Source organism: Streptomyces sp. F63 (assembly GCF_018070345.1).
In the GTDB taxonomy this organism is placed as follows: Bacteria; Actinomycetota; Actinomycetes; order Streptomycetales; family Streptomycetaceae; genus Streptomyces.
Window position 1 is genome coordinate 55075 of the sequence record NZ_JAGPXX010000017.1, and the last position, 25875, is coordinate 80949.

Sequence of the window (25875 nt, forward strand, 5' to 3'; positions counted from 1 at the left end):
GCGTCGGCCGCCCGGCCGGATCGAGCGGCGGAGAGGCTCCCGGCGCGTGCCCCGGGGGTCTACGCGGCCACCGGCGCGGAAGCCTCCTGGCGTCCGGCGGCGGTGCCGTGCGATCGCGGCTCCCCGTTGTCCCCGGTCTCCCCGCCGGGCCGCGGCGCGGCCCGCCCGCGCTGCCGTGTCAGGACCGGCAGCCGCCGCGTCAGGCGCGTGACCGTGGTGGCGTACGCCACGCCGACGGCGAGCGAGGCGATCAGCGCGAGCAGCGGGGAGTGGTCCTCCAGCAGCGGATACACCTGGAAATGGGTGAGGTAGATGTACAGCGAACTGTGGGCCAGCACCCCCGCCATCCGGTTGAGCGGACCCAGGCTCGGCAGGCTCCGCACCCAGATGAGCAGGGTGAGCCCGGCCATCGTCACCACGGTCCGCAGCGTCTGTCCCTCGCCGTCCGGGAAGAGCCCGGGGACGGTGGCGAGCACCGCCGCGGTCAGCAGCAGCCGCCGCCGGGCCGTGCCGGCCCGGGCCGCGGCCCAGCCGAGGGCGAACAGCCAGAAGACGACGACGGCCGTCAGATGCGGCGCCCGGAGGTCGAACCCGGGCAGGTTGTAGCGGGTGACCAGGGCCAGGGCCGCCAGCGTCAGCGGAAAGCCGAACCGGAACCGGCGTTCGGCCCGGTCCAGCGCCGGGACGGCCAGGACGGCGGCCAGGAGGACGAGGATGTACAGCAGGTTCTCGACGAACCAGTAGTGCCACTCCTGCCGGCCCTCGTGCGTCCCGATGACGCTGTTGAGCAGCAGGACGTTCTCCGGGTCGTAGCCGTCGGCGAAGAGCACCACCCCGGTGATCCACACCGCGCTCGGCACGGCGATGTGCGCCATGCTGCGCCCGAGGCGCCGGACGCGTTCCGGGCGGGCCGCCGCGGTGAGGTGGAAGCGCGCGAAGTTGTAGCCGGCCACGCCCAGCAGGATGTGCGCACCGCCCTGGACGAGGAAGAGCGGTATGTGGGAACCGACGATCAGGACGATGGCGACGGCGCGCAGGGCGACACCGGTCTCCAGGGCGCGCCGCCGGCCGGCCCGCCGCGGTGCGGGGGCCGCCAGCTCGCGGATGGGGCGGACGTGCCAGTCCCCGGGCAGCCGGCCCAGGGCCTCCTCCAGCCGTACGGACATCTCCACGTAGGAGAGGGAGTCGCCGCCGAGACCGGTGAAGCTGCTGTCCTCGGTGACGTCGTCCCGGTCGAGGACCTCCGCGTACAGCGCGCACAGGCCGGCCGCGCCGGCGGGCCGCCCCCGCACCGGGCCGCCGCCCGGTTCCGCCGCGCTCCCGCCGCCGGGCCCCGGGCGGCCGGGGATCAGCTCCCGTACGGCCCGGTAGTCCGGTTTGCCCGTGGCGAGCCGGGGGAGTTCGGGGAGGAGGCGGACGTGGACCGCGCGGGGTGGCAGACCGCAGGCGTCCGCCGCCAGGCGCCGGACGCGGACCGGGTCCGCCTCCCCGGTGACGGCCACGGCCAGGGCCTCGTCCGATCCCGCGCAGTACGCGTCGACGCCGTGGCGGCCGAGGACCGCCTCGACCTGTTGCGGGTCGATCCGGAGCCCGAGGATCTTGACGAACCGGCTGTGCCGCCCCACCACCTCGTAGAGGCCGTCCGGCGCGCGGCGCGCGATGTCCCCGGTGCGGAGTTCCCGGACGGTCCGGCCCAGCGCCAGGTCGGCGGGGGTCCGCGCGTAGCCCAGCATCACGTTCGGTCCCGTGTAGACCAGTTCGCCGGTGCCGTCACCGGTGCCGTCGCCGGTGCCCGGGCCGGGCGTGCCGGGCAGCGGCCGCAGCCGGAAGGAGCCGCCGGGTATCGGGACGCCGATGGCCTCGGGCCGGGACTCCGCGAGCTCCGGGGGCAGATAGGCCATGCGCGCGGTCGCCTCGGTCTGGCCGTACATGACGAACAGATCCCAGCCGTCCCGCCGGCCCAGGGCGGCGTAACGCGCCACGCGGTCGGGCGCGAGCCGCCCGCCCGCCTGGGTGACGTAGCGGAGGCGGGGCAGGTGCATCCGCTCGAAGCCGACCCGGTCGAGCAGGTCGAAGGTGTACGGCACCGCGGCGAAGGTCGTGGCGCGGGCGGCGCGGAAGAGATCCCAGAAGCAGGCGTCCGCCACCGACAGGTCGGTGAGGACGAGCCCGGCGCCGCGCAGCAGATGGCTGTTGACGACGGAGAGGCCGTAGCAGTAGTGCAGGGGCAGTGTCGTGGCGGCGCGGTCGGTGGGGCGGATGTCCAGGTAGCGGGCGATGGCCTCGGCATTGCTCCGCAGGTTCTCGTGGGAGAGGCGGACCAGCTTCGGCGAACCGGTGGACCCGGACGTGCTCAGCAGCAGGGCGAGGTCCGGGTGCAGCTCGTGGACGGGGACCGGGTGCCGTTCCTCCAGCTCCCACCGGCCGTCCACGGGCCGGATCACCACGTCCGGGTCGTAGGCGCTGATCATCGCGTCCAGCGTTCCGGGGCTGCCGCCCGGGACGAGCAGCACGGGGTGGCCCCCGGCGAGGGCCGCGAGGTAGGCGACCACGGCGCCGGCCGTGTTGGTGCCGGCCAGCAGCACCAGCCGCCGCCGGGATCCGAGACGCCGGGCCGTCGCCGCCACCCGCGCGGCGAGGTCCCGGTAGGACAGCTCGCCGTCCGCCGTGATGAGGGCGATGCGGTCGCCGTGGGCCGTCAGGTCCGCGGCGAAGGGAGGGGCGGTGGTGCCGGGGGAACGGTCGGAGGGCGGGTCGGAGTGGTGCGTCACGTGCCGCATCGTAGGTAAGGCTTACCTAAAACCAAAACCCGCAGGACGTGTGATCTGCCCCGCGCGGCCCGCGCGGCTCTCCGGGGCCGGGGGATCCGGGGCGCCGGCGAGGGCGTTGGCGAGCGGGGCGGAGGGGGGGCGGTGAACATCACACTTGACGGTGAGGTTAGGTTTACCTTAACCATGGGGGTGCATATCCCGTCCCCCCGCGGCGATCGACCAGCCGCCGCCTCCCGCCCGCGCCCCGCGCGGTCCCGGGGGCGCCCTGCAAGGAAGGCACCACCATGCGTCGCCCCCCGGCCCGCCGTCTCGCCGCGCTCGTCGCCGCGGCCCTCCTCCTGCCCGCGGCCGCGGCCTGCGGCGGTGACGACCAGGGCGGCTCGGGGGAGGACTCCGCGCTCGTCATCTACTCCGGCCGCAACGAGAAGCTGGTGGGGCCGATCCTCGACGAGGTCGAGAAGGCGGTCGGCAGCGAGGTCGAGGTCCGCTACGGCGACAGCGCCGAGCTGGCGGCCCAGATCCTGGAGGAGGGCGACAAGAGCGAGGCCGCGCTGTTCTTCTCCCAGGACGCCGGTGCCCTCGGCGCCCTGTCCAAGGAGGGCCGGCTGGAGAAACTGCCGGAGAAGACCCTCGGCAAGGTCGCCCCGGCCTACCGCTCCGGCGAGGGCGACTGGACCGGGGTCTCCGGACGCGCCCGCGTCATCGCCTACAACCCGGAGAAGACCGCGAAGGCCCCGGACAGCGTCCACGACCTCACCGCGCCCAAGTGGAAGGGGAAGGTCGGCTACGCCCCGACCAACGCCTCCTTCCAGGCCTTCGTCACCGGCATGCGGGTCCTGGAGGGCGACGACGCCACCCGCGAGTGGCTGAGGGACCTCAAGGCCAACGGGGCGAAGGAGTTCACCAACAACCTCGCCGTGCTCGACGCGGTCGACTCCGGAGAGGTCTCCCTCGGCCTGATCAACCACTACTACTGGTACGAGCGGGTCGCCGAGAAGGGCGAGGACAAGGTCACCGCGAAGCTCCGCTTCCTGCCCGGCGGGGACCCGGGTGCCCTGGTCAACGTGGCCGGCGTCGGCGTCCTGGAGGGCAGCGGGCAGAGCGGGCAGGCGCGCAAGGCCGTCGACTTCCTGCTCTCCGAGAAGGCGCAGACCTACTTCGCCGAGGAGACCAAGGAGTACCCGCTGGCCGCCGGGGTCGACCCGAAGACCGAGGGCCTGCCGCCGCTGGACTCCCTCGACAGCCCCGAGATCGACCTCGGCGAACTGGACTCCCTCCAGGAGACGCTGGCCATGCTCCAAGACGTCGGCATGGTCTGATCCATGCGCTCCTCCCCGCCCGCGGCCCCGGCGGCCCCGGCGGCCCCCGCACCCGGCCCGGCCGGCGCCCCGGCGCCCGCCGGGTACCGGCGTGCCGGGAGCCGGCCGCCCTGGCCCCTGATGATCCTCGCGAGCGTCGCCTCGGTGTTCGCGCTGCTGCCGCTCGGCTACCTCGCCGTCCGCGCCCTGGAACGCGGCCCCGGCCACGCCTGGGACCTCGTCATGACCGAGCGCACCGCCTCGCTGCTCGGCCGGAGCCTGGGACTCACCGCCGTCGTCGTCGCCGCCTGCCTCGTGCTCGGGGTCTCCCTGGCCTGGCTCACCGTGCGCACCGACCTGCCCGGCGCCCGGTTCTGGTCGGTCCTGGTGACCCTGCCGCTGGCGGTGCCCAGCTACGTCGCCGCGTTCACCTGGCTGTCCGCCGCCCCCGGCCTGGCCGGGTTCACCGGAGCCGCCCTCGCGCTGACCCTGGTGAGCTTCCCCTACGTCTACCTGCCGGTGACCGCCGCCCTGCGGGGCACCGATCCCGCGCAGGAGGAGGCGTCCCGCTCCCTGGGCCTCGGGCCGGTCCGCACCTTTCTGCGGGTCACCCTCCCGCAGCTGCGGCCCGCCGCCGCGGGCGGAGGGCTGCTGGTCGCCCTCTACGTGCTCTCCGACTTCGGCGCCGTCTCCCTGATGCGCTACGACACCTTCACCCGCGCCATCCACACCTCCTACCGCGCCAGCTTCGACCGCACCCCCGCGGCCGCCCTCAGCGTCGTCCTCGTGGTGATGACCGTGCTCCTCGTCGCCGCCGAGGCCCGCACCCGGGGGCGCGCCGGGCACGCCCGGACGGGCACGGGCAGCGCCCGTCCCGCCCGTCCCGCCGCCCTCGGCCGCTGGCGGGTCCCCGCCCTGGCCTGGTGCGGCGCGGTGACGGCCGTGGCCGTCGCCCTGCCGCTCGGCACCCTCGGCTACTGGCTGGCCGTCGGCTCCTCCGCGACCTGGGACCCCGCCCGCCTCGCCCAGACCGCCTGGGCCACGCTCGGCGTCGCCGCCGCCGGGGCCGCGCTCACCACCGTGCTGGCCCTGCCCGTCGGCGTGATCGCCGCCCGCCACCGGGGGCGCGCCGCCCGGCTCCTGGAGCAGACGGCCTACGCCGGGCACGCGCTGCCCGGCATCACCGTGGCCCTGGCCCTGGTCTTCCTCGCCGTGCGCTACGCCCACCCGCTCTACCAGGAACTGCCGTTGCTGGTCGCCGCCTACGCGGTGCTGTTCCTGCCCGTCGCGGTGGCCGCCACGCGCTCCGCCGTCCTCCAGGCCCCGCCCGTGCTGGAGGACGTGGCCCGCTCCCTCGGCCGCTCACCGCTGCGGGCCCTGCGGGAGGTCACCGTCCCGCTGGCGGCGCCCGGAGTGGCCGCCGGGGCGGCGCTGGTCTTCGTGGTGTGCATGAAGGAACTCCCCGCGACCCTGCTGCTCCGCCCCACCGGCATGGACACCCTGGCCACCCGCCTGTGGACCGAGACCGGCGCCGGGGCCTTCGCCGCCGCCGCCCCGTACGCCGCCGCGCTGATCCTCCTCGCGGCCGTCCCCTCGTATCTGCTCGGGAGGCACCGCACATGACCGAACTGCGCATCTCCGCCCTGTCGAAGTCCTACGGCGGCGGCACGCCCGTGCTCGACGGCCTCGGCCTCACCGTGCCCGCCGGGGCCCTGGCCGCCGTGCTCGGCCCCTCCGGCTGCGGCAAGACGACCCTGCTGCGGATCATCGCCGGCTTCCTTCGGGCGGACGCGGGCACCGTCGAGGTGGCCGGCCGCACGGTGGAGGGCCCGGGCACGCATGTGCCGCCCGAGCGGCGCCGGATCGGCATCGTCCCGCAGGAGGGCGCGCTGTTCCCGCATCTGAGCGTGGCCCGCAACGTGGCCTTCGGACTCCCGGGCAAGGACCGCGGGGAACGGCGGCGCCGCACCGGGGAGATGCTCGACCTGGTCGGGCTGGCCGGCTACGGGGACCGGATGCCGCACGAGCTCTCCGGCGGCCAGCAGCAGCGGGTGGCGCTGGCCCGGGCTCTCGCCCCGCGGCCGGAACTGGTGCTGCTGGACGAGCCGTTCAACGCCCTCGACAGCGCCCTGCGCACGGAGGTGCGGGCCGACGTCCGGGCCGCGCTGCGCGCCACCGGCGCCACCGCCGTCCTGGTCACCCACGACCAGCAGGAGGCGCTGTCCACCGCGGACCTGGTGGCCGTCGTCCGGAACGGGACGGTCGCCCAGTGCGGCACTCCGCAGGACGTCTACCGGCACCCGGCCGACCTGTGGGTCGCGGGCTTCGTCGGCGAGGCCGTGACGCTCCCCGCCACGGCCCGGGACGGCGCCGCCGTCACCGCCCTGGGGCGGATACCGGTCACCGGGTCCGCGGGGGAGGGCGGCGCGGTGAGCGGCCCCCGGGAGGGCACCGTGCTGCTGAGGCCCGAGCAGTTGCGGCTCACCGGGACGGCGGCGGCGGAGGCCCTCGGCACGGTGCTCGACGTGAGCTACTTCGGGCACGACGCCATGGTCCGTGTCCTGGTGGAGGGGCTGGACAGCCCCGTGGAGGTGCGTGTCGCCGGACCGGTGACCGTCCGGCCGGGCGAGCGGACGGGCATCGGCGTCACGGGGGAGGCGGCGCTTCACGGCTGAGGGGGCCGGCGGGCCTCGGACGCCGGGGGCGGTTCCTGCGGTCCCGCCCCGACGAGCCGTACATCCGCGGACCCGGGGCAGGAGGCAGGAACGATCTTCGTTCGGACCTCAGGGGGGATCCCGCCCATGGCCGCACCGACCCGGCGCCGCACACCCGGCCGGCCCGAGCCCGAGCGCGGACGGCCGCTCGGCATACGCCAGTTGGCGTCCACCATCGGGCTGCTGGCCGCCCTCGTCTGCGGCATCGGGCTGACACTGCGGCAGGCGGGCCCGGGCTCCCCGGGGCACCTGGTGATCGCGGCGCTCGTGACGCCGGTGGCCTTCCTGGCGGCGTCCGTGGTACGCGGCCGGCGGCGGGCGCGGGCCGCGGCCGCCCGGCACTCCGGCGCCGTCCCGGTGGAGGAGGAGCTGGCCGCCGCCGAGCGCGACCATGCCGGAGCTGCTGCCCGGCCTGCGCCCGGAGACGGACCGGGCAGCGGCCCCGGAGCCGCCCGCGGACCCCCGCCCGGAGCAGGCCGCGGAGGCGGCCGGGGAGCCGCGTCCGGAGCGGGAGCCGCGCGGCGCCTGCGACTCGATGGACGCCGACGCGTTCGAGCAGGCGGTCGCGGCGCTGTGCGAACGCGACGGCTGCGCGGACGTCAGCGTGGTGGGCGGAGCCAACGATCTGGGCGCGGACGTCCTGGCCACCGGCCCGGACGGGCGGCGGATCGTCATCCAGTGCAAGCGCTACGGCGAGACCAACAAGGTCGGCTCCCAGGACCTGCAGCGGTTCGGCGGAACGTGCTTCACCGTCCACGGGGCCGATGTCGCCGCCCTCGTCACCACCAGCTCGTTCACCGAACCGGCGGCCGACTACGCCGAGCGGACCGGCATCCGCTGCTTCGACGGAGCCGACCTGGTCGCGTGGGCGGACCGCGCCGGCCCGGCGCCGTGGGAGTGACGGGCGCCGCCCGATCAGTCCCGGAGGCGGTCGGGCGCGGCGCCGGGCCACTCGCAGACCAGGACGGTGGCGTCGTCCCGCATCGCGCCGCCGTGGTAGTCGAGAACGGCGTGGACCAGGCGGCGCAGCGTCTCCGGAACGGGCAGCTTGCCGGCCTCGTGGCGGATGATGAAGTCCGTGAAGCGCTGGACGCCGAACTGCTCGCCGCCCTCGGCACGTGCCTCGGTGATGCCGTCGGTGTAGAGCAGCAGCCGGTCACCGGGCTCCAGCTGGTCGCGGCAGAGGGTGACGGGCAGGCCGAGCCCGGTGCCCAGCGGATGCGTGGGCCGGCAGCGCAGGGTGGTCGCCGTGCGGCCGCCGCGTATCACCACCGGTGGGAGATGGCCGCAGTTGATCCAGCTCAGCATCCCGGTCCCGAGGTCGAGGTCGGCGAGGATGCCGGTGGCGTAGCGGCTGCGGCCGAACTGCTCGACGAGGGTGTCCTCGATCATCTCGCGGACCCGGATCAGGTCCGCGCCCTGCCGGCGGCCGCTGCGGCAGGCGGCCACGGCCAGATTGGCGGTCAGCCCGGCGGCGGTGTCGTGCCCCATGGCGTCGAACACGGCGAGGTGGGCCGTGCCGTTGGCCTCGGCGTAGTCGAAGGCGTCCCCGGCGGTCTCGTAGGCCGGCTCCATGGCCGCGCTGACCATCATGCGGTGGTTGGCGAAGGTCTTCGGCGGCATCAGGGTCCACTGCATCTCCGCGGACACCGTCATCGGCCGGGTGCGGCACAGGCGGGCGAGCGAGTCGCTGACGGCCCGCTTGCTGACCAGCAGCAGCCCCAGCAGCGAGGCCAGCCCCGCCATCACCTCCTCGGCCTCCGGGCCGGGTTCGGCGGGCTCGCAGCTCAGCACGCCGATCCGCTCGGTGCCGTCCAGGATCGGAACCCAGGACTGCTGCCGGCCGCCGGTGACGGCCTGCAGGATCCGGACGCTCCGGAAGGCGCGGCCCGGCAGGGTGGCGTCGATCCGCAGCTGCCGGCCGCCCTCACCGGCGTCGGGGCCGCGGCCGGTCACCTCCCGCAGGACGTCCTCCTGCAGATCGGCCACGTACATCCGCAGACGGTGCAGGCCCACCCGGCCGGCGTGCTCGGCCGCCAGGGACGGCAGCTGCGCGAGACTCGCCGTGTGGCTGGCATCGAGCAGTGAGGTCAGCATCCGGGCGGTGTCGCACAAAGGCATCATGTGGCCGAACCCATCCGGGCGGGAGCCCTCGCGCCCGTCTCCTTGCCGCACCCCGCGGCACGCCGCGGGACGGTGTCCGGGTCCGCCGGAACGAGAGATCGACTTGCGGGCGGCCCTCCAGCCTATGCGCCGCCGACCGGCCGGCGGCCCGCGCGGTCGCCGGTCCCGCCGGTACACCGGCGAGGCGGGCGAGGTGCTGCGGACACGATGGCGGCGGGGGAGGCCCCGCGTGAGCGGCTGGACCCGGTGGTGGCCGTCCACGCTCCGGGCACGTACAGCTCCACGCCGGCAGCTCCACGCCGGGCCCGCGGGTCCACGACGCCGCCCGCCGCCCGGACGACGCCACCCGCCCGGAGATCTCCCGGCGCTGCGTGGAGCGGCTCATCGCCCCCGGCCGCGCCCATGGCGGACGCCGCGGCCGCGGGCGAGCCGCGGAAGGCCGATCCCGGATTCCCCGCCACGGCCTTCCGCGGACCGGCCGGTGCCGCCGAGCCGATGCCCGGCGACGTCGCCATGCCGCCGGAGCCGCGCCTTGAGGGGCTCCGGCGGGGAGGCCGTGCGGCAGGTCGTCGCTCTCTTCCTGCGCGGGGCCGCGCCGGACCGGGCCGCGGCCCGGGGTCGCGGCCGGACAGGGCTCAACTCCGGGCGCCGGCCCCCTCGTCCGGGTGCAGGGCGTCGAGAATGAGGGTGAGGCCGAAGGTGAACTCCTCGGCGTAGTCGTAACCGGGTTTGAGGGCGTGCTCCGTGGCGAGCTCGGTGAGGTGGGGGTAGGCGTCGGCGGGCATCTCGCGCAGGATGGCGCCCGCCACCTCGTCCAGCTCCGCCGCGTCGCTGAACGGCAGGCTCAGCTCCTGGAGCACGAAGCCGTACAGATAGCTGTCGATCAGTGAGAAGGCGTGCGCGGCCATGGGGACCGAGAACCCCCCGGCGCGCAGCAGCCCGATGACGGTGTCGTGGTGGCGCAGGGTCGCCGGCCCGGGCCGGGTGCGGGAGTCCATCAGGGCGACGGCCCACGGATGGCGCCGGAGCGCGGCGCGGGCGGAGACCGCGCGCCGGCGCATGGCGCTCTTCCAGGGCATGTCGCGCGGTGGCAGGTCGATCTCCCCGAACACCGCGTCCACCATGCCGTCGAGGAGGTCCTCCCGGCCGGTGACGTGGTGGTAGAGCGACATGGCCTCGACGCCCAGGGGCCGGGCGACGGCCCGCATGGTGAGCGCTGCCGAGCCCTTCTCGTCCGCCACCGCCATCGCCGTGCGGATCACCCGCTCGCGGCTGAGCGTCCCACGCCGGCCCCCGGCTCCCTCGCGCATCCGCCCTCCCTTCGCTCCCCTTGACTGCCTTACGGCATAAGGCTAGCGTGCCTTACATCGTAAGGTTGACATCCGGTGAGGGGCTGCGTCATGGGCACGGATCGTGTGAAGAGGGTCTGCATCGTCGGAGCCTCGGGGAAGCTCGGGCAGTACATGGTGCGGCACGCGCTGGAGCGCGGCTACGAGGTGGTCGGCGTGTGCAGGGAGCGCAGCGTGCCGAAGCTGGCCGCGTTCGAAGGCCGGATGACCGTCGTCCCCGGGCCCACCGATGATCCGGAGGTGATCCGGCGGGCGGTCGCCGGGTGTGACGGCGTGCTGACGGTGCTGGTGCCCTGGGGCGTGCGGCAGTACGCGTCGGGCACGGCGCAGGCGGTGCTCGACCACGCCCGGCCGGGCGCGCGCCTGGTTTTCTCCTGCGGCTGGCACATCACGCGTGACGGCAAGGACCGGTACAGGCGGGGCTTCACGACGGCCGTCCGGATCGCCGCCCGCCTGGGCAGGCTCCTCCGCTACGTCGAGATCGACGACCAGGTGGAGGCCTGCCGCCGGGTGTTCGCGAGCGACACCCGGTGGACCGTGGTGCGCGGCAGCTCTCTGGAGGAGGGCGAGAGCCAGGGCCTGCCCGTGTGGAGCCGGCACGTGGGCGACCCGGTGCTCTCCGGCAACCTGACGCGCCGCGTGGACTTCGCGCTGTTCATGGTGGAGGCGCTCACCGACGACACGCTCGTCCGGGAGGCCCCGGCCATCGTCGGCCGCCTCACGCCCGGCGCGCTCGCCCACGCCGGGGCTCCCGGCGGGCGCGCCCCGGAGCCGGAGCCGGCGCCGGAGCCGGCGCCGGGCCGGTGGAGCCGCCGCCGGTCCTGAAAACCTCCTGTGGCCGTTGTAGACATTCGGGGATACCGGAGCTAACGTTTCTCGTGTAACCGAAGGCGGAGCCGACGGGACGCGGCAGCGACGACCGCGTGAGCAGGGCGGCACGGTGGTGCGGCGATGGGGCCGGCAGTGGGAAAGGGGCCCCGGCGCCGCCGGCCGGGCCGTACGGCTCCAGGAGCCGTCGGAGCGGTATCACCACGTTGATCACCGGAAGAGAGGAGCGCATCACCATCGGGATCGCCCGGGCGGCACCCCCCTCGCCACCCGGGTACGGCAAGGCCAGGAAAGGCAAGGTGGTCCTCGGTCAGGCATTCGAAGATCCCCGTATCCCGGCTTCCCGGCCGGCGTACGGAACGAGTGAGACCGGCGCAGTGAGCCGGTAGATGGTGTTGTATCCCTCGGGGCTCCGGTGCCACACGGCACCGGAGCCCCTCGACGCGCGTTCACACGACGGACTCAGAGACAGAGGTGCAGGTGGCAGCGGAAAACCCTCCCCCCACGACCGATCCCCTCGAAGACGACGACTACCCGGCCTACACCATGGGCCGCGCGGCGGAACTCATCGGCACCACCCCCGCCTTCCTCCGTGCCGTGGGGGACGCCCGGCTCATCACCCCGCTCCGCTCCGCGGGCGGCCACCGGCGCTACTCCCGCTACCAGCTGCGGATCGCCGCCCGGGCCCGCGAACTCGTCGACCAGGGAACCCCGGTCGAGGCGGCCTGCCGGATCATCATCCTGGAAGACCAGCTGGAAGAGGCCCGGCGCATCAACGAGCGGCTGCGCGGCGCGGAGTCCCCGTCCGGCCGCTGACGTTGCGTTCCCCGCGGAAGCGGCACCGGGTACCGGCGGCTGAACGTCCGCGCAGGAAGAGCCGGTACCGCCGCCTCCCCGGCGCCCGCATCCGCACGGGCCGCCGCCCCCGGATCCGTACCCGCGGGCACGGGTCACCGGCCGCCGGCCCGCAGGGTGCCGCGGGCCCTGGCCACCAGCTCCCGGCCCGCCGGACCGCTCGGGCCGCCGGCGCGCCACGCGAAGACCAGCCGCCCGCGCAGGTCCGGCCGGGTGATGGCGACGGCGGCCAGCCGCTCCGGCCGCGACGCGGCGACCACGGCGGGCAGGATCGCCACCCCCAGCCCGCGGGCCGCGAGTTCGGCGATGAGGCCCGGGTCGCCGGCCTCGAGCGCGATCCGGGGGGTGAAACCGGCCACCGCACAGGCCTCCTCCAGCCGGGCGCGCAGACCCGTGCCGGCGGGCAGGCTGATCAGCGCACGCTCCCGGAGCGTGTCGAGCGGGACGCGCGCGCGGGCGGCGAGTTCGTGGCCGCGGGCGACCGCGGCGACGATCGGCTGGTCGTCCACCACCAGGGACGCGAGGCCGTCCGGCACCGTGTCCCCCACGCTGATGACCGCCGCGTCGAGACGCCCCGTGCGCAGACCGTCGACCAGGCGGTCCGTGGTCTCCTCGGTGAGCGTGATCTCCACGGCCGGATGGTCCCGGTGGAAGTCCGCGAGGAGGCCGGGGAGATCCACCTTGTGGGAGGTGACGCTGCCGACCGCCACCGCGCCCCGGAGCAGACCCGTCAGCTCCTCGACGGCGAGCCGGGTGCCGTCCACCGCCGCGAGCGCGGCCCGCGCATGGGGAAGGGCGGCGGCGCCGGCCTCGGTGAGCCGCACCGACCGCCCGGAGCGGTCGAACAGTTCCTGCCCGAGCTCCCGTTCCAGACGGCGGATCTGCGCACTCACCCCGGGCTGCGCCACGTGGAGCCGCTCGGCGGCCCGGGTGAAGTTCCGTTCCTCGGCCACGGCCACGAAGTAGGCGAGCTGGCGCAGTTCCATAACCGCTGATTCTAGTTCCCAGACCTGTCAGCTCTTGGACTTCTCGTACGGGCTCCAGCAGGGTGGTGGCGAGCGAGAGATCAGGGAGGAACCCATGACCGAGACGGGGACCGGGAACCGGGCGGGTAACGGAAGCGGCACCGGCGCGCGGGAACGCGCCGCCACCCCGGAGGACGTGACCCGGCTGTTCGTGGAGCGCGCCAACGCCCGGGACGCCGAGGGGCTGGCCGAGCTCTACGCCCCCGACGCCGTGCTCGCCTACCCGCCGGGGGCCACGACGGTCGGCCGGGAGGCGATCCGCGCGGTGTGCGAACGGATGCTGGAGCACGTCCCGCTGCCCTTCCCCCGGGAGGAGCCGCTGCCCACGGTCCGCCACGGCGACCTCGCCCTCACCTCGACCCGCTCCGCGGACGGTACGGGCGGCAGGGTGCAGGTCGTGCGCCGCGAACCGGACGGCGGCTGGGTGCGGATCATCGACCGGCCGGAGACCCCGGGCACACCGTCCTGACGGGGCCGGCGCGCCGGCCCGGGAGGGCGTCCGGTCAGGACGGTCCGGCCGGGCCGAAGTCGGGAAGGGTGAGCGAGCCGTCCTCGGCCAGAGGGAAGCCGGGATTGTGGGCGACCTCCCAGACATGCCCGTCGGGGTCGGTGAAGGTACCCGCGTACCCGCCGTAGAAGGTGGCGGCCCCGGGCCGGGTGATGGTGGCGCCCGCGTCCCCGGCCGCCGTGAGGAGTCCGTCGACCTCCTCGGGGGAGCGGAGGTTGTGGGCGAGCGCGATCCCGCCGAATCCGTCCGCCCGGGTGTCCTCGACACCGGAGTCCCGCGCGAGTTTCCCACGGTTCCACAGGACCAGGCCGAGGCAGCCCGCCTGGAAGAAGACCGTCCCCTCGACCTCCTGGCCCCGCCAGCCGAGGCGCTCGTAGAACGCCCGGGAGCGGGCCACGTCGGCGACGCCCAGGGTGATCAGGCTGATGCGCTGTTCCATCCTGCAAAACCTACCCCGGGCCCCGCGGTTCCCGTGGCGGCGGGCGGGGACGGGGTGTCGCGTTCCGGTGTATAGAGTCTGCGGCTGGGGTGGTTTCCGGTGTCCGAGTCCTTCGCGGCGGTCGGTGCACCGGTCGACCGCGGGGGCAGGCGGCCCCTGCCGAGGGCGGCGGACCCGCTCGGTGCCGGGTGCCGTCCGGCCCGCCGCATCAGGACCGGCGGCGCCGGTGACGGAGAGGAGTGACCCGCGTGGGAGAGATCGGCGACAGCCTGCTCCGGGCCGATGAGGAGTCCTTCACCCGGCAGCCGCCCAAGTCCACGCAGGCGCGGGTCCGTTATCTGCTGGGGCGGGTCGGAACCACCCGGGCGGTGGCCGGGCTGCTCGGCGTCAGCGTGCGCTCGGTCGAGCGCTATCTGCAGGGCACCCGGAGACATCCGCCCCGCCCCATCGCCGAGCGGCTGGAGGCCGAGGTCCGCCGCCGCTGGCAGCCCCGGGTCCGGGAGCGCGCCCGCCGCCGCGCCACCGACACCGGCATCACGGTGGAGACCCGGGCCCGCTTCGGTTTCACCGCCGCCCCCGGATCCACCGACGACGGCCGCGTCCGCCGCGTCACCCAGCACCTGCCGCCCGCGTACGCGGCCCGGCTGCTGGAGGCACGGGCGGCCGGTGCCGGCGAAGACGAACTGCGCGGCATCGTCGCCGAGGGCCTCCAGGAGATCTACTTCAAGGACGGCGGCCGCCGCGCCGGGGACCTGCGGGTGGAGTTCACGGACATCGACTACATCGACATCGGCTACGGCTGACGGTGCCCCGGCCCGGGCTCGCGCCGCACGCCGCCCGCGCCGCACGCCGCCCGCGGTGCCGGGCACCGGGGGGAAGACGCGTCGGGGGCCCGGCGGGTCTCGTCGAGGGCCGCCGAGGGGCCGGGGACCCGGGGCTCCGGCGCGGCCGGCGCCGGGCGGTGCGGCGGAGGGAGCGGTGAGGGGCTGCACAGCGGAAGACGCTGCGGCGGGGCCGGGGGCCCCGGGCGGCGGGCGCGGTGGGACGGGCCCGGGTGTGTACGGCGGCGCCGGACGGGCTTCCGCCCGCCCGGCGCCCCTGTCGTCAGCGGACGGGGCGGGCGGCCTCCCAGGTGCGCCGGCCCCCGTCCAGGTTGACGGTGCGGAATCCCTCCTGGACGAGGATCCGGAGCGCCGCGTGGCCGCGCAGTCCGCCCTCGCAGAAGAGGAGGATCTCCCGGCCGCGGGGGAGTTCGCCGAGGCGGGACCGCAGGTCGTCCAGCGGGATGTTGCGGGCACCGGGGATGGTGCCCGCCGCGTGCTCCGCGGGGGTCCGGACATCCAGGAGCAGCGCGCCCGCCGCCAGCCGGCTCTCCACCTCGTGCCACTGCACGGTGGGGCTGACCCCGTCGGCGAGGTTCCCGGCCACGTAACCCAGCATGTTGACGGGGTCCTTGGCCGATCCGAAAGGCGGTGCGTAGGCGAGTTCCAGATCGGCCAGCTCCGGCGCGGCCAGACCGCCCGCGATGGCCGTGGCCAGGACGTCGATGCGCTTGTCGACGCCGTCCGTCCCCACCGCCTGTGCTCCCAGGATCCGTTCGCTGCCCGGCTCGACCAGCAGCTTCAGCGCCAGGGGCCGGGCGCCCGGGTAATAACCGGCGTGCGAGGCGGTGTGCAGGTGCAGGGCGCGGTAGGGGCGGTCGGCGTTCCGCAGCCGCTTCTCGTTCCAGCCCGTCGCGGCGGCGGTCAGGCCGAAGACCTTGACGACGGCCGTGCCGACGGACGGCCGGGCGCGGACCGGGCGGCCGGCGATGGCGTCGGCCACCAGGCGGCCGTGCCGGTTGGCCAGGTTGGCCAGCGGGACCAGGGCCGGCTCGCCGCTGAACGCGTCCCGCTTCTCCGCCGCGTCCCCGACCGCGAAGACGTCCGGATCACTGGTGCGCTGCGTCCCGTCCACGGCGATGCCGCCGAAGGGGCCCAGCTCCAGGCCCGCGGCCCGCGCCAGCGCGGTCTCCGGGCGGACTCCGGCGGCGAAGACCACCAGGTCTCCCGGGTGCGTCTCCCCGGTGCTGAGCTCCACCGCGTCCGGGAGGATCTTGGCGACCCGGGTGCTCAGCCGCAACTCGATGCCCCGGGTGGTGAGTTCGGCGGCGAGCGGCCGGGCCATCTCGGGATCCAGCGGGGCGAGCACCTGGTCCGCCGCCTCCACCAGCGCGACCGTGAGGCCCCGGTGCCGCAGGTTCTCGGCCACCTCCACGCCGATGAAGCCGCCGCCGACCACCACCGCGCTCCGGGCGCCGTCCTCCACCCGGCGCAGCACCCGGTCGGAGTCCTGCACATCACGCAGCGTCAGGCCCCGTTCGGCGCCGGGGACCGGCGGTACGACGGGGGTGGCGCCGGGGCTGAGGACGAGCCGGTCGTAGGGCTCGGTGTACTCGCGGCCGTCGCGGAGATCGCGCACCCGCACGGTCCGGGCCGCCCGGTCGACCGAGAGGACCTCGTGCCCGGTGCGGACGTCCAGGGCGAACCGCGCCCCCAGGTCCTCGGGCGTCCGGAGCAGCAGGTCGGCGCGGTCCGGGATCACCCCGCCGATGTGGTACGGGAGACCGCAGTTGGCGTAGGACACATGCGCGCCGCGTTCCAGGACGACGATCTCCGCTCTTTCGTCGAGACGGCGCAGTCTGGTGGCGGCGGACATCCCGCCCGCGACCCCTCCGACGATGACGACCTTCACCTGATGCTCCGTTCCACTCCGTATTGATACCCCTGAGGGTATGTATCCGGAGGGGGTGCAACGGGGGCCGAAGGTCCCGGGAGCGGGGAGCGGAACGGTCCAGTGAAAAGGCCGTGCCCCAGGGCCGACCGGCCGCCCGCCCGGCGCCGGATCCCGCGCCGGGGAGGCCGGCCGGACGCCGGGACGCGCTACTGGACCGGTGAGTCCGGGGGCGGGACCCGGTACCCGCGTTCGCGTTCGACCGCCTCGACGCCGTCGACCGACTCCAGCCCCGGCAGCCGGTCGTCACGGACCGTCCCCGTGAGCGAACCGAGCTCCGGCAGTTCGGAGGCCACCTCCAGGCCCGCCTCCCGGAGGGCCCGGACCACCTCGGGAAACCGTCCCGGGTCGACCGCCACGACGACGGGTACGGGCCGGGGCGCGCTCACGGCACCTGCAGCAGTCCCGCTCCCACGTCGACGGCCGGCAGCGGCAGCCGACGGGCCCCGGCGAGCAGGAACGACTTGAGTTCGGCGGCCGACGCGCCCGGAACCGCCTCGGCGAACAGGGCGACGGCACCGGCCACATGGGGCGTGGCCATGCTGGTGCCCATCAGCCTGCGGTGGCCCGGGGGCCGCGGCCAGGACGAGAGCACGTCCACCCCGGGGGCGGCGATGTCGATCTGCCCGCCGTCGGGATGGAGCCCGGCATTGGAGAAGGACGCGACCGCGAATCCGCTGTCGAGCGCGCCGACGGCGAGAACCGAGGGGCAGTTCGCGGGATGCCCGACGGGCTCGGTGAACTCCGGGCGCCCGCTCTCGTTGCCCGCCGCGGCGACGACCAGGGTCCCCGCCCGCATCAGGCGCCGGGCGATCTGCTCGTACACCCGTGAGGGCCGCTCGCCCGGACCGACCGGGGAGCCGAGCGACATGGAGATGACCCGGCACCCCTGGCCGAAGGCCCAGTTCATGCCCGCCAGGATCTGGGTGTCGGTGCCGCCGCCCCCGTCGCCGAGCACCTTCCCCGCGTAGATCTCCGCCTCGCAGGCCACGCCGTAGCGGGGCGCCGCGCCCGGCGTCCGCGGTCCGCAGGACGTGCCCACGCAGTGGGTGCCGTGTCCGTGGCCGTCCTGTGCGGCCTGGCCGGGGACGAAGGAGACAGCCTCCTCCAGCCGTGCGGCCAGATCGGGATGGCCGGTGTCCACACCGGTGTCCAGGACGGCCACCCGCACCCCCCGGCCCGTGAAGGCGGAGCGCGCCACACCGGCCGCCTGCAGGCCCCAGGTCAGCTGCGACTCGTCGAAGCCGGCGGGCTCCGTCTCCGGTGCCGCGGTGGTGCCGAGGCGCGCCAGCGCGTGCTGGACGAGCTCCTCGACCCCGTCGTGGTAGCCGCGCAGATAGCCGGCCGTCTCGGCCGCCGTCCGGGACTCCGTCAACTGGGAGGCCCAGAGCACCCGTTCCCGCTCGACGGCGAGGACGGACGGGTCCTCCGCGGAGGCGGCCGTCACCGCCTGCCGCTGGTCGGGCGCCGCCTGGACGACGCCGACCCCGAGGTCCTCGAACACGACCGCCCCGGCTTGCTCCAGCACCTCCGCGGTGCTCTCCGTCACGCCGGGGCGTATCCGTTCCGCCGGTTCGGTGCCGGCCCGGGACCGCAGGGCCGCCATGCCCTCCTCCTCGGCCCCGGGGGCCAGGAGGACGAGGAAGCGGTCGGTGTACTCCCCGGCGGTCTTGGCGATGCCCGCGTCGGCCGGTTCAGGGCGGCCGCGGCCGCCCGCTGTCTCATGGTGGTTCATGGCTGCTCCGGTTCAGGCCCCCCGGCGGGATGGTCCGTGTGCACCGGCCCGTCGGCCCAACGCCGTCGTCGTGCCCGTACCACCGGCGCGCCGTCGCGCGGCACGGGTGCCCCCACCGGTCCGGCCGGTGCTCCTCCCACCGTCGCGCCGCCGGGAGCCCCGCGCAAACGGGCGACGCGCCCCAGTCCGATGCCGCACCGCCGCGGGCGCCGTGGCCCTGCGACTACTCCATACGGGTGAGGGGTGCGGCATGCCCCGTATCCGCGGCCGGCGGGGGAACGGGGCCCCGACGCGGCCGGCGGAACCCGGTGCGGGGAGGCGGGGACGCCCCCGCGGCCGGACCATCGGGTGAGGGGGGAGCGACATCATCCGCCGTACGCCCCGCAGGGGCGGTGAGGAGGCGGCCGTGGTCACCGCCGAGTACGTGTCCCAGCTGCACGCCGCCGGGTCCCGCTACGCCGGACGCGCCGGAGTACGGACCGAGACGGCCCGGAGACTCGACAGCCGCGGCGTGCTCCACACCGACGAGCCGGCGCGGGTCACCCGGCGCCTGGCGCGGCTGGGGGCCGACTGGTCGCTGGCGGCCGCCGTGGAGCGGACCCCGCCGTCGGCCTCGACCGGCGGCACCCTCGACGGTGCGGTGCCCCCCGAGCACTTCGGCGCCGGAGTGCTCGGCCTGGAACGGCTGATGGGACGCAACGACCTCATCGACGTCGGCTTCCTGGAGGCGGGCTGGCTGGCGTCCCGGTCGGTCGGCAGGGTGGTCGTCCGGGGGCGCGACGCCCACTACGGCACCGGCTTCCTGGTGTCGCCGTCCCTGCTGCTGACCAACAACCACGTGCTGCGCGACCAGGAGGAGGCCGGCCGCGGCCTCGTCGAGTTCAACTTCCAGACGGGCGCGGACGGGACCGCGCCCGACCCCGTGGCCTTCTGCCTGGAGCCGTCCCGGTTCTTCGCGACGGACCGGGACCTGGACTTCACCGTGGTGGCCGTCGCCGGGCGGTCCGCGGGGGGCGAACCCCTGGCGGCGTTCGGCATGCTGCCGCTGGACGAGGCGCAGGGCAAGGCGATCCTCGGCGAGATGGTCAACATCGTCCAGCACCCGAACGGCGAGCCGAAGCAGCTCGCGCTGCGGGAGAACAAGGTCATGGACCTGCTGGAGACGTTCGTCCACTACGAGACCGACACGGCGCCCGGATCCTCCGGTTCCCCGGTCTTCAACGACCAGTGGGAGGTGGTGGCGCTGCACCACTCCGCCGTTCCGCTCACCGACGGCGACGGCCACTACCTCGCCCTGGACGGCACCCGCTGGACCCCGGAGACGGGGGAGCAGAACCTGGCGTGGAAGGCCAACGAGGGCGTCCGCGTCAGCCGCGTGGTGCAGGCGCTGCGGGATCTCCCGCTGACCGGCGTCCCCGACGCGCTGCGGACGGAACTCCTGGAAACCGCCACCGCGCGGTCTCCGGGCACCGCCCCGGCCGCGTCCCCGCTCCCGTCCCCCTCCGGCGCGCGGCCGGTGCGGCCGGAGGGGGAGGCGGGGACGGCGGACACCGGCAGCCCGCGTGCGGTGGCGGCACCCGCCGCCCCGGGCCCCCTCACCGGCTGGACCCTTCCCCTGCGGATCGACCTCACGGTCGGCCCGGGAACGGCAACGGGAACGGCCCCGGGAACGGCCCCGGCCGCGCACCCGGCGGCCGTACCCCCCGCCGCCGTCACCCCCGCGGTGCCCGTTCCCCCCGCGGCCGGCCCGGGGCACCCCGCCCCGCCGCCGGCCAGTGCCGCGCCGGCCGCCACCGGGCTGGACGCGGCACTGGTCGATCTGGAGGCCGGCGCCTCCCGCCCGTACTACGACCGCGCCGCCGACGAGACCGCACGGGAGACGTACTACGCCGCCGTGCGGGAGTCCATGGCCGGCGCGTCGCCCGCAGAACTGCGCTCCCTGCTGGCCGAGTTGCTGGAGAGCAGCCATCTGCGGCGCCCTGCCTACCAGCCGATGCGGCTGGTCTACCCCTGGGTGGACCTGCACCCCGACCGGCGGCTGCGCAGCCTCTACTCGGGGAAGAGCTTCGACCCCGCGGAGTTCATCCGCGCCGACGCGGCCACCGGGGCCGTACGGGCCGCGCGCTGGCGGGAGTTCCTGCTGCGCGAGAGCGCCCCCGGCCCGGACGCCCTGGCGGCCGAGTCCGCCGCGCTGGAGGCCGCGCTCCCGTACAACTGCGAACACGTCGTCCCGCAGTCCTGGTTCGAGCGGCGCGAGCCCATGCGCGGCGATCTGCACCATCTGTTCGCCTGCGAGACCGGGTGCAACAGCTTCCGGAGCAACTTTCCGTACACCGACTTCGCGGACTTCGGCGAGGCCCTGCGCCACGACTGCGGCCGGCGCGAGCAGGCCGAGGGCTTCGAGCCGTCGGCGGGCAAGGGACCGGCCGCCCGGGCCACCCTGTACTTCCTGCTCCGCTATCCCGGCCACATCGGTGACGCGGCCCGCGAACTCGGCCCGGCGCGACTGGAACTGCTCCTCGCCTGGCACGAGGCGGATCCGCCGGGCGAGTACGAGCTGCACCGCAACGCCGCCGTCGCCGAGATCCAGGGCAACCGGAACCCGCTGATCGACCACCCGGGCTGGGCCCGCGCCGTCGACTACGCCGCGGCCTGGGCCTGACCGGCTTCCTCAGCTCACCGCCCCGGGCGCCCGCACGGCCTCCCCGCCCGCCGTGAGCGCCGGCCGAGCGCCGGGGTCCGTCATGACGTTGCCGCCGGACAGCACCACCCCCACCGGTCCGGGCGCGGGCCGGAACCGGCCCGACAGCACGGCGGCCAGGGCCAGCGCACCACTGGGTTCGGCGGTCTGCCGGTACTCCCGGGCGTAGACGCCGACGGCCCGCGCGATGTCCTCGTCGGCCACGGTGACGCGCTCGTCGAGGAGCCGGGCCGCCAACTCGCCGGCCATCGGGTCGGGGTCGGCGCTGTCCAGCGCCCGGGCCTGCCGGGATCCCGCGGTGCCCGCGGCGATCCGGTGCTGCGGCGCGCTGCTCGCGGTGAGGGACCGGGCCGGTGCCACCCCGACGACCCGCACGCCGCGTCGGCGGCCGCGGGCGACCAGCGCCGAGCCGGCGGCGAGGGAGCCGCTGCCGAGCGGCAGGATCAGCGTGGCCAGATCGGGGACCTGGCGCAGCATCTCCCAGGCGACCGTGCCGGCCCCGATGATGGCGTGCCGGCCGCCGGGCCGGACCACCGTGAGACCGTGGCACGCGGCCCGCTCGGCCAGCAGCGCCTCGGCCGTCCGCGGGGAGCGTGCGGGATGGAAGACCGGTCGGGCGCCGCACGCCAGCAGGTCGCGGACGAGTGAGGCGGGGGCGTCGTCCGGCACCACGGCCGTGACCGGGACGCCGTAGCGCCGGCCGGCCCAGCCCAGGGCGCGGACGAAGTTGGCGCGACCGCGGCCGATCACCCCGCGGTCCAGCCGGTCCTGCGGCAGGCCGGTCAGCAGCCGGATCAGACCGCGCACCTTGAAGGAGCCGCCGGGCTGGCGGCTCTCCAGTTTGACGAACAGCCGCCGCCCCAGGCGCTGGTCGACCTCCGGGCAGTGGTGGACCGGGGTGCCTCCCGCGAACAGGCGGAGCACGGGGAGGGTCGCCTCGATGTCGTGGACCGTGGGTGTCACCGGATGCTCCGATCGGTCGCCACCGGCAGGAAGGGACCGTGAACGGGCCCTGCGCCCGGCCTCGTTCACGCGTCGAGGGAACCTCATTCTGTCCGAGACCCTCGTTCCGCAAGGCTCGTTCTGATAATTTCGGATTGATGTATCCGGCGGCGTGCCGCGCCGGCCGCGGCCGTTCGGGGCGGCGGCCCGTACTCACGCAGACGGCGGGGGGATGAGGGATGGCCAGAGTCCGGTCGATGAGCACGCCGACCGTCCGGCTGGTCATCCTCGGCAAGCGGCTGAAGGACCTGCGGACGGCGGCCGGCAAGTCCTACGCGGACGCCGCGAGGGTGCTCGGAGTCAGCGAGCTGACGATCCGCCGCATGGAGAAGGGCGAGGTCGGGCTCAAGATCCCGTACGTCCGGAACCTGCTCCCCGAGTACGGAGTGAGCCGGCAGCAGGAGATCGACGACTTCCTGGCCCTGGTCAAGGCCGCCAACCGGCCCGGCTGGTGGCACCGTTACCGGGACGTGCTGCCCCCGTGGTTCAAGACCTATGTGGCGCTGGAGGAGGAGGCCTGCGTCATCCGCGCCTACGAGCCGAACTTCGTCCCGGGCCTGCTGCAGACCGAGGAGTACGCGCGGACGGTCCTCCGCGCGGGTCTCGGCAGGGGCGCCGGGGAAGAGGCCGAACGCCGCGTCGCCTTCCGCATGGAGCGGCAGAAGCTGCTGCACCGTCCGGACGCGCCCCGGCTCTGGGTGATCATGGACGAGACGGTGCTGCGGCGTCCCATCGCCCCGCCCGAGGTGATGCGGGCCCAGATCGAGCACCTCGTCGAGGTCTCCGCGGCGCCGGCCGTCGCACTCCAGCTCATGCCGTTCGCCCTGGGCCTGCACCCGGCGATGTACGGCCCCTTCCACATCTTCCGCTTCCCGCAGCCCGAGCTGCAGGACATCGTCTACCTCGAGAACCTCATCGGCGCCGTGTACCTCGACGAGTACGACGACGTCTCCGCCTTCGGGGAGGTCATGGACCGGATGGGCGCCCAGGCCCTGCCGGTACGGCGCACCGCGGCGGCACTCGACGCCATTCGCAAGGAGATCTGACCATGGACCGCGTCTACAGCGCAGCCCGGGAACTCGGGCCGGACGGCTGGCTCAAGCCCTGGAGCGGAGACAACGGCGGGAGCTGCGTCGAGGCACGGGAGCTGCCCGACGGCCGCATCGCCGTCCGCCAGTCCGAGGACCCCGACGGACCCGCGCTGCTCTTCACCCTCCCCGAGATAGAGGCCTTCGCCCGGGGCTGGGCAGCCGGCAGGGCGCGACTGCTGTCCTCCTGACCGAAACCCCGTTCCCCGGGCACACCGACGCGCCGGCGACCGGCGCCGTGACGGAAAGGGCACCGCATGTCGGACGACATGAGCTGGACGCAACGGCACCCGGAGCACGTGCCGCCGGAGATCGACACCACCCGGCCCAGCATCGCCCGGGTGTACGACGCGATCCTGGGCGGCAAGGACAACTACCCGGTGGACCGCGCCGTGGCGGAGGAACTGAACCGGGCGTTCCCCGACGGCGGCGCGGGAGCGCGGCTCAACCGGGCGATGCACGGACGCGTCGTGCGCCACCTGGCGGAGCTGGGCGTCGACCAGTTCCTCGACCTGGGATCGGGCCTGCCCACGGCGCCGAACACCCACGAGGTGGCGCAGTCGGTGATCCCGGACGCGAAGGTGGTCTACGTCGACAACGACCCGATCGTGCACGCCCACGGCCGGGCCCTGCTCGCCGACGACCACCGGACCGTCGTGGTCGACGCCGACGTCCGGGAGCCGGACAAAGTGCTCACTCACCCCGAGGTCACCGCCGCCCTCGACCTGGACCGCCCCGTCGGGCTGATCCTCCACGCGGTGATCCACCACGTCGTGGACGCCCATGACCCGCGGGGCATCGTGGAGACCTACAAGAAGGCGATCGCGCCCGGCAGTTACCTGTCGCTGACGCACTTCACCTCCTCCACCGCCGCCGCCCGGGGCCTGCAGTCGGTCCTGATGAAGGCCCTCGGCACCGGCCGGCTCCGCAGCGTGACGGAGATCGCCGGTTTCTTCGACGGACTGGACCTGGCCGAGCCCGGGATCGTCTACCTCCCCTACTGGCGGCCCGACCAGCCGGTGAACGCACCGCTCGACATCGCCGGACTGCTGACCTGCGGCGGGGTGGGGCGCAAACCGGACGGCTGAGCCGGCGGCGCGCCGCCGCGACGGAGCCCGGATGCGGCCGGGCCCCGGGCACCCGATGCTGGAGACCGAGGAGGTTCCGGCATGAGCGGGAGGCAGCACGACCGGGGCGGGCGCGGACCGGCGACGGCCGCGCACCGGCCCGCGGCGGACGGCGCCGTTCCGGAGGTCCGCGGCGAGGAGCTCGCCGCCCGGCTGCGGGGCCGGCTGCTGCGGCCCGGTGACCCCGGCTACGAGCCGGCGCGGAGGCTGTGGAACGGCATGATCGACAGACGTCCGGCTCTCGTGGCCCGCTGCCGGGGCGAGGAGGACGTCGTGGCCGCGGTGCGCCACGCCCGGGACCGCGGCCTTCCGCTCGCGGTCCGCGGCGGCGGTCACGGCGTGGCCGGACAGGCCCTCTGCGACGGCGGGCTGGTGATCGACCTGTCGGAGATGCGGGAGGTCACCGTCGATCCGGACGCGCGCACGGCGCGGGCCCGGGGCGGCTGCACCCTGGCCGATGTCGACGGCGCCACGCAGCGGCACGGGCTGGCCGCCCCCCTGGGGGTGGTGTCCGCCACCGGCATCGCCGGACTGACCCTGTCCGGGGGCATGGGCTGGCTGCGCCGCTCCCACGGGCTGAGCTGCGACAACCTGCTGTCGGCGCGGGTCGTCACCGCCGACGGGCGGGTCCTGACCGCGCGGGCGGAGGAGAACCCGGACCTCTTCTGGGCGATCCGGGGCGGCGGGGGCAACTTCGGCGTCGTCACGTCCTTCGAGTACCGGCTGCACCCGGTGGGACCGGAGGTCTATTTCTGCAACGTCTACTTCCCCGCGGAGCGGGCCCGCGAGGTGCTGCGGGACTGCGAGCGGTGCCTGCGGGAGAGCCCCGTCCCGGCCGGCCCGATCGGAGTCCTCGGCCGGATCCCGGAGGCCCCGGAGTTCCCGCCCGGGGCGCACGGGCGGCCCTTCGTGGCGCTGCTGGCCCTCTTCCCCGGCGACCCGGCCGAGGGGGAGCGGGCCCTGCTGCCGTTCCGGGACATCGCCGAGCCGATCGCCGACCTCAGCGGGGTGCTGCCCTACACCGCGGCGCAGGCCGTCCTGGACGAGGACTACCCGGACGGCCGGCGCTACTACTGGAAATCCGTGAACGCGGACGGGCTCGGCGACGAGCTGATCGACCGCCTGACCGCTCACGCCGCGGCCGCGCCGTCGCCGGACTCCACCATCGACATCTGGTATCAGGGCGGTGCGATGGCCCGGGTGGGGGAGGGGGAGACCGCCTTCGCGAACCGGAGCTCGCCCTACCTGTTCGGCATCGAGGGGAACTGGACGGCCGCGGCCGACTCCGCCGCCAACGTGGCCTGGGTGCGGGACACGGTCGCGGACCTGCGCGCGTACTCCGGCGGCGGCACCTACCTCAACTTCCCGGGTTTCCTGGAGGAGGGCGAGCAGCAGCTGCGCGAGGGCTACGGCCGGAACTACGAACGCCTCACGCGGATCAAGACGCGGTACGACCCCGGCAACCTCTTCCGCCTCAACGCGAACATCCGTCCGCGCGGGTGAGGGCGGGCAGCCGCCCGGCACGCGGGCCGCGACCCC

At 75.2% G+C, this 25875-nt stretch carries 22 protein-coding genes; 13 read left to right on the forward strand and 9 right to left on the reverse strand.

The annotated features are described in order from the left end of the window. Window positions 1-59 precede the first annotated feature (59 nt). Window positions 60-2771, reverse strand: coding sequence for an AMP-binding protein (locus tag KBZ10_RS18400; protein ID WP_307847500.1), 2712 nt, complete (start codon window positions 2769-2771; stop codon window positions 60-62). A 284-nt stretch (window positions 2772-3055) separates the two neighbouring features. Between KBZ10_RS18400 and KBZ10_RS18405 the strand changes: the two genes are divergently transcribed. The 4 genes from KBZ10_RS18405 to KBZ10_RS18420 all read left to right on the forward strand — a co-directional run bounded on the left by KBZ10_RS18405 (window position 3056) and on the right by KBZ10_RS18420 (window position 7684). Beyond that, window positions 3056-4090: an iron ABC transporter substrate-binding protein gene (locus KBZ10_RS18405; RefSeq protein WP_210988742.1), complete on the forward strand. Its 1035-nt coding sequence runs from the start codon at window positions 3056-3058 to the stop codon at window positions 4088-4090. A gap of 120 nt (window positions 4091-4210) precedes the next feature. Beyond that, window positions 4211-5692, forward strand: a complete 1482-nt coding sequence (locus KBZ10_RS18410) for an iron ABC transporter permease (RefSeq protein WP_247702574.1) — start codon at window positions 4211-4213, stop codon at window positions 5690-5692. Further along, window positions 5689-6744 carry an ABC transporter ATP-binding protein gene (locus tag KBZ10_RS18415; RefSeq protein ID WP_210988744.1) on the forward strand — a complete coding sequence of 352 codons (1056 nt, stop codon included), beginning with the start codon at window positions 5689-5691 and terminating at the stop codon, window positions 6742-6744. The genes KBZ10_RS18410 and KBZ10_RS18415 overlap by 4 nt, the downstream gene beginning before the upstream one ends. A gap of 430 nt (window positions 6745-7174) precedes the next feature. After that, the gene (locus KBZ10_RS18420) at window positions 7175-7684 is read left to right on the forward strand and encodes a restriction endonuclease (RefSeq protein WP_210988745.1); all 510 of its coding nucleotides are present in this window, start codon (window positions 7175-7177) and stop codon (window positions 7682-7684) included. Window positions 7685-7698: 14 nt separating this feature from the next. Here the strand turns inward: KBZ10_RS18420 and KBZ10_RS18425 are convergent, their stop codons facing one another. Beyond that, on the reverse strand, window positions 7699-8907 hold the full coding sequence (locus KBZ10_RS18425; RefSeq protein ID WP_247702575.1) for a PP2C family protein-serine/threonine phosphatase: 1209 nt from the start codon (window positions 8905-8907) through the stop codon (window positions 7699-7701). Window positions 8908-9542: 635 nt separating this feature from the next. After that, window positions 9543-10217: a TetR/AcrR family transcriptional regulator gene (locus tag KBZ10_RS18430; protein ID WP_374223370.1), complete on the reverse strand. Its 675-nt coding sequence runs from the start codon at window positions 10215-10217 to the stop codon at window positions 9543-9545. Between the two features lie 90 nt (window positions 10218-10307). On the opposite strand from KBZ10_RS18430, the gene KBZ10_RS18435 reads away from it, so the two are divergent. Beyond that, window positions 10308-11081 carry an NAD(P)-dependent oxidoreductase gene (locus tag KBZ10_RS18435; protein WP_210988746.1) on the forward strand — a complete coding sequence of 258 codons (774 nt, stop codon included), beginning with the start codon at window positions 10308-10310 and terminating at the stop codon, window positions 11079-11081. Between the two features lie 483 nt (window positions 11082-11564). Then, window positions 11565-11900 (forward strand): MerR family transcriptional regulator, encoded by a 336-nt coding sequence (locus tag KBZ10_RS18440; RefSeq protein ID WP_210988747.1) that lies wholly within the window; start codon window positions 11565-11567, stop codon window positions 11898-11900. 134 nt (window positions 11901-12034) lie between these two features. On the opposite strand, the gene KBZ10_RS18445 is transcribed toward KBZ10_RS18440, so the two are convergent. Next, on the reverse strand, window positions 12035-12925 hold the full coding sequence (locus KBZ10_RS18445) for a LysR family transcriptional regulator (RefSeq protein WP_210988748.1): 891 nt from the start codon (window positions 12923-12925) through the stop codon (window positions 12035-12037). Between the two features lie 94 nt (window positions 12926-13019). On the opposite strand from KBZ10_RS18445, the gene KBZ10_RS18450 reads away from it, so the two are divergent. Beyond that, the gene (locus KBZ10_RS18450; protein WP_210988749.1) at window positions 13020-13433 is read left to right on the forward strand and encodes a nuclear transport factor 2 family protein; all 414 of its coding nucleotides are present in this window, start codon (window positions 13020-13022) and stop codon (window positions 13431-13433) included. Window positions 13434-13467: 34 nt separating this feature from the next. Here the strand turns inward: KBZ10_RS18450 and KBZ10_RS18455 are convergent, their stop codons facing one another. Next, entirely contained in the window at window positions 13468-13911 is a 444-nt protein-coding gene (locus tag KBZ10_RS18455) for a VOC family protein (protein WP_210988750.1), read from the reverse strand. Between the two features lie 248 nt (window positions 13912-14159). Between KBZ10_RS18455 and KBZ10_RS18460 the strand changes: the two genes are divergently transcribed. Then, window positions 14160-14714: an XRE family transcriptional regulator gene (locus KBZ10_RS18460; RefSeq protein ID WP_210988751.1), complete on the forward strand. Its 555-nt coding sequence runs from the start codon at window positions 14160-14162 to the stop codon at window positions 14712-14714. A gap of 301 nt (window positions 14715-15015) precedes the next feature. Here the strand turns inward: KBZ10_RS18460 and KBZ10_RS18465 are convergent, their stop codons facing one another. From KBZ10_RS18465 to KBZ10_RS18475, 3 genes are all read right to left on the reverse strand, one after another. Next, entirely contained in the window at window positions 15016-16644 is a 1629-nt protein-coding gene (locus tag KBZ10_RS18465; protein ID WP_210988752.1) for an FAD-dependent oxidoreductase, read from the reverse strand. 188 nt (window positions 16645-16832) lie between these two features. After that, the gene (locus KBZ10_RS18470; RefSeq protein WP_210988753.1) at window positions 16833-17072 is read right to left on the reverse strand and encodes a hypothetical protein; all 240 of its coding nucleotides are present in this window, start codon (window positions 17070-17072) and stop codon (window positions 16833-16835) included. Next, window positions 17069-18418 (reverse strand): S8 family serine peptidase, encoded by a 1350-nt coding sequence (locus KBZ10_RS18475; RefSeq protein ID WP_210988754.1) that lies wholly within the window; start codon window positions 18416-18418, stop codon window positions 17069-17071. The genes KBZ10_RS18470 and KBZ10_RS18475 overlap by 4 nt, the downstream gene beginning before the upstream one ends. 406 nt (window positions 18419-18824) lie before the next feature. Between KBZ10_RS18475 and KBZ10_RS18480 the strand changes: the two genes are divergently transcribed. Next, on the forward strand, window positions 18825-21080 hold the full coding sequence (locus tag KBZ10_RS18480) for an endonuclease (RefSeq protein WP_210988755.1): 2256 nt from the start codon (window positions 18825-18827) through the stop codon (window positions 21078-21080). Window positions 21081-21089: 9 nt separating this feature from the next. On the opposite strand, the gene KBZ10_RS18485 is transcribed toward KBZ10_RS18480, so the two are convergent. After that, window positions 21090-22082, reverse strand: coding sequence for a pyridoxal-phosphate dependent enzyme (locus KBZ10_RS18485; protein ID WP_210988756.1), 993 nt, complete (start codon window positions 22080-22082; stop codon window positions 21090-21092). A 218-nt stretch (window positions 22083-22300) separates the two neighbouring features. Here KBZ10_RS18485 and KBZ10_RS18490 point away from each other — a divergent pair, with 218 nt between their 5' ends. From KBZ10_RS18490 to KBZ10_RS18505, 4 genes are all read left to right on the forward strand, one after another. Next, on the forward strand, window positions 22301-23167 hold the full coding sequence (locus KBZ10_RS18490; RefSeq protein WP_210988757.1) for a helix-turn-helix transcriptional regulator: 867 nt from the start codon (window positions 22301-22303) through the stop codon (window positions 23165-23167). 2 nt (window positions 23168-23169) lie between these two features. Beyond that, a complete protein-coding gene (locus tag KBZ10_RS18495; protein ID WP_210988758.1) occupies window positions 23170-23400 on the forward strand; it encodes a DUF397 domain-containing protein in 231 nt (76 codons plus the stop codon). A gap of 66 nt (window positions 23401-23466) precedes the next feature. Then, window positions 23467-24297, forward strand: coding sequence for an SAM-dependent methyltransferase (locus KBZ10_RS18500; RefSeq protein WP_247702577.1), 831 nt, complete (start codon window positions 23467-23469; stop codon window positions 24295-24297). An 81-nt stretch (window positions 24298-24378) separates the two neighbouring features. Next, entirely contained in the window at window positions 24379-25839 is a 1461-nt protein-coding gene (locus KBZ10_RS18505; protein ID WP_210988759.1) for an FAD-binding oxidoreductase, read from the forward strand. Window positions 25840-25875: the final 36 nt, after the last annotated feature.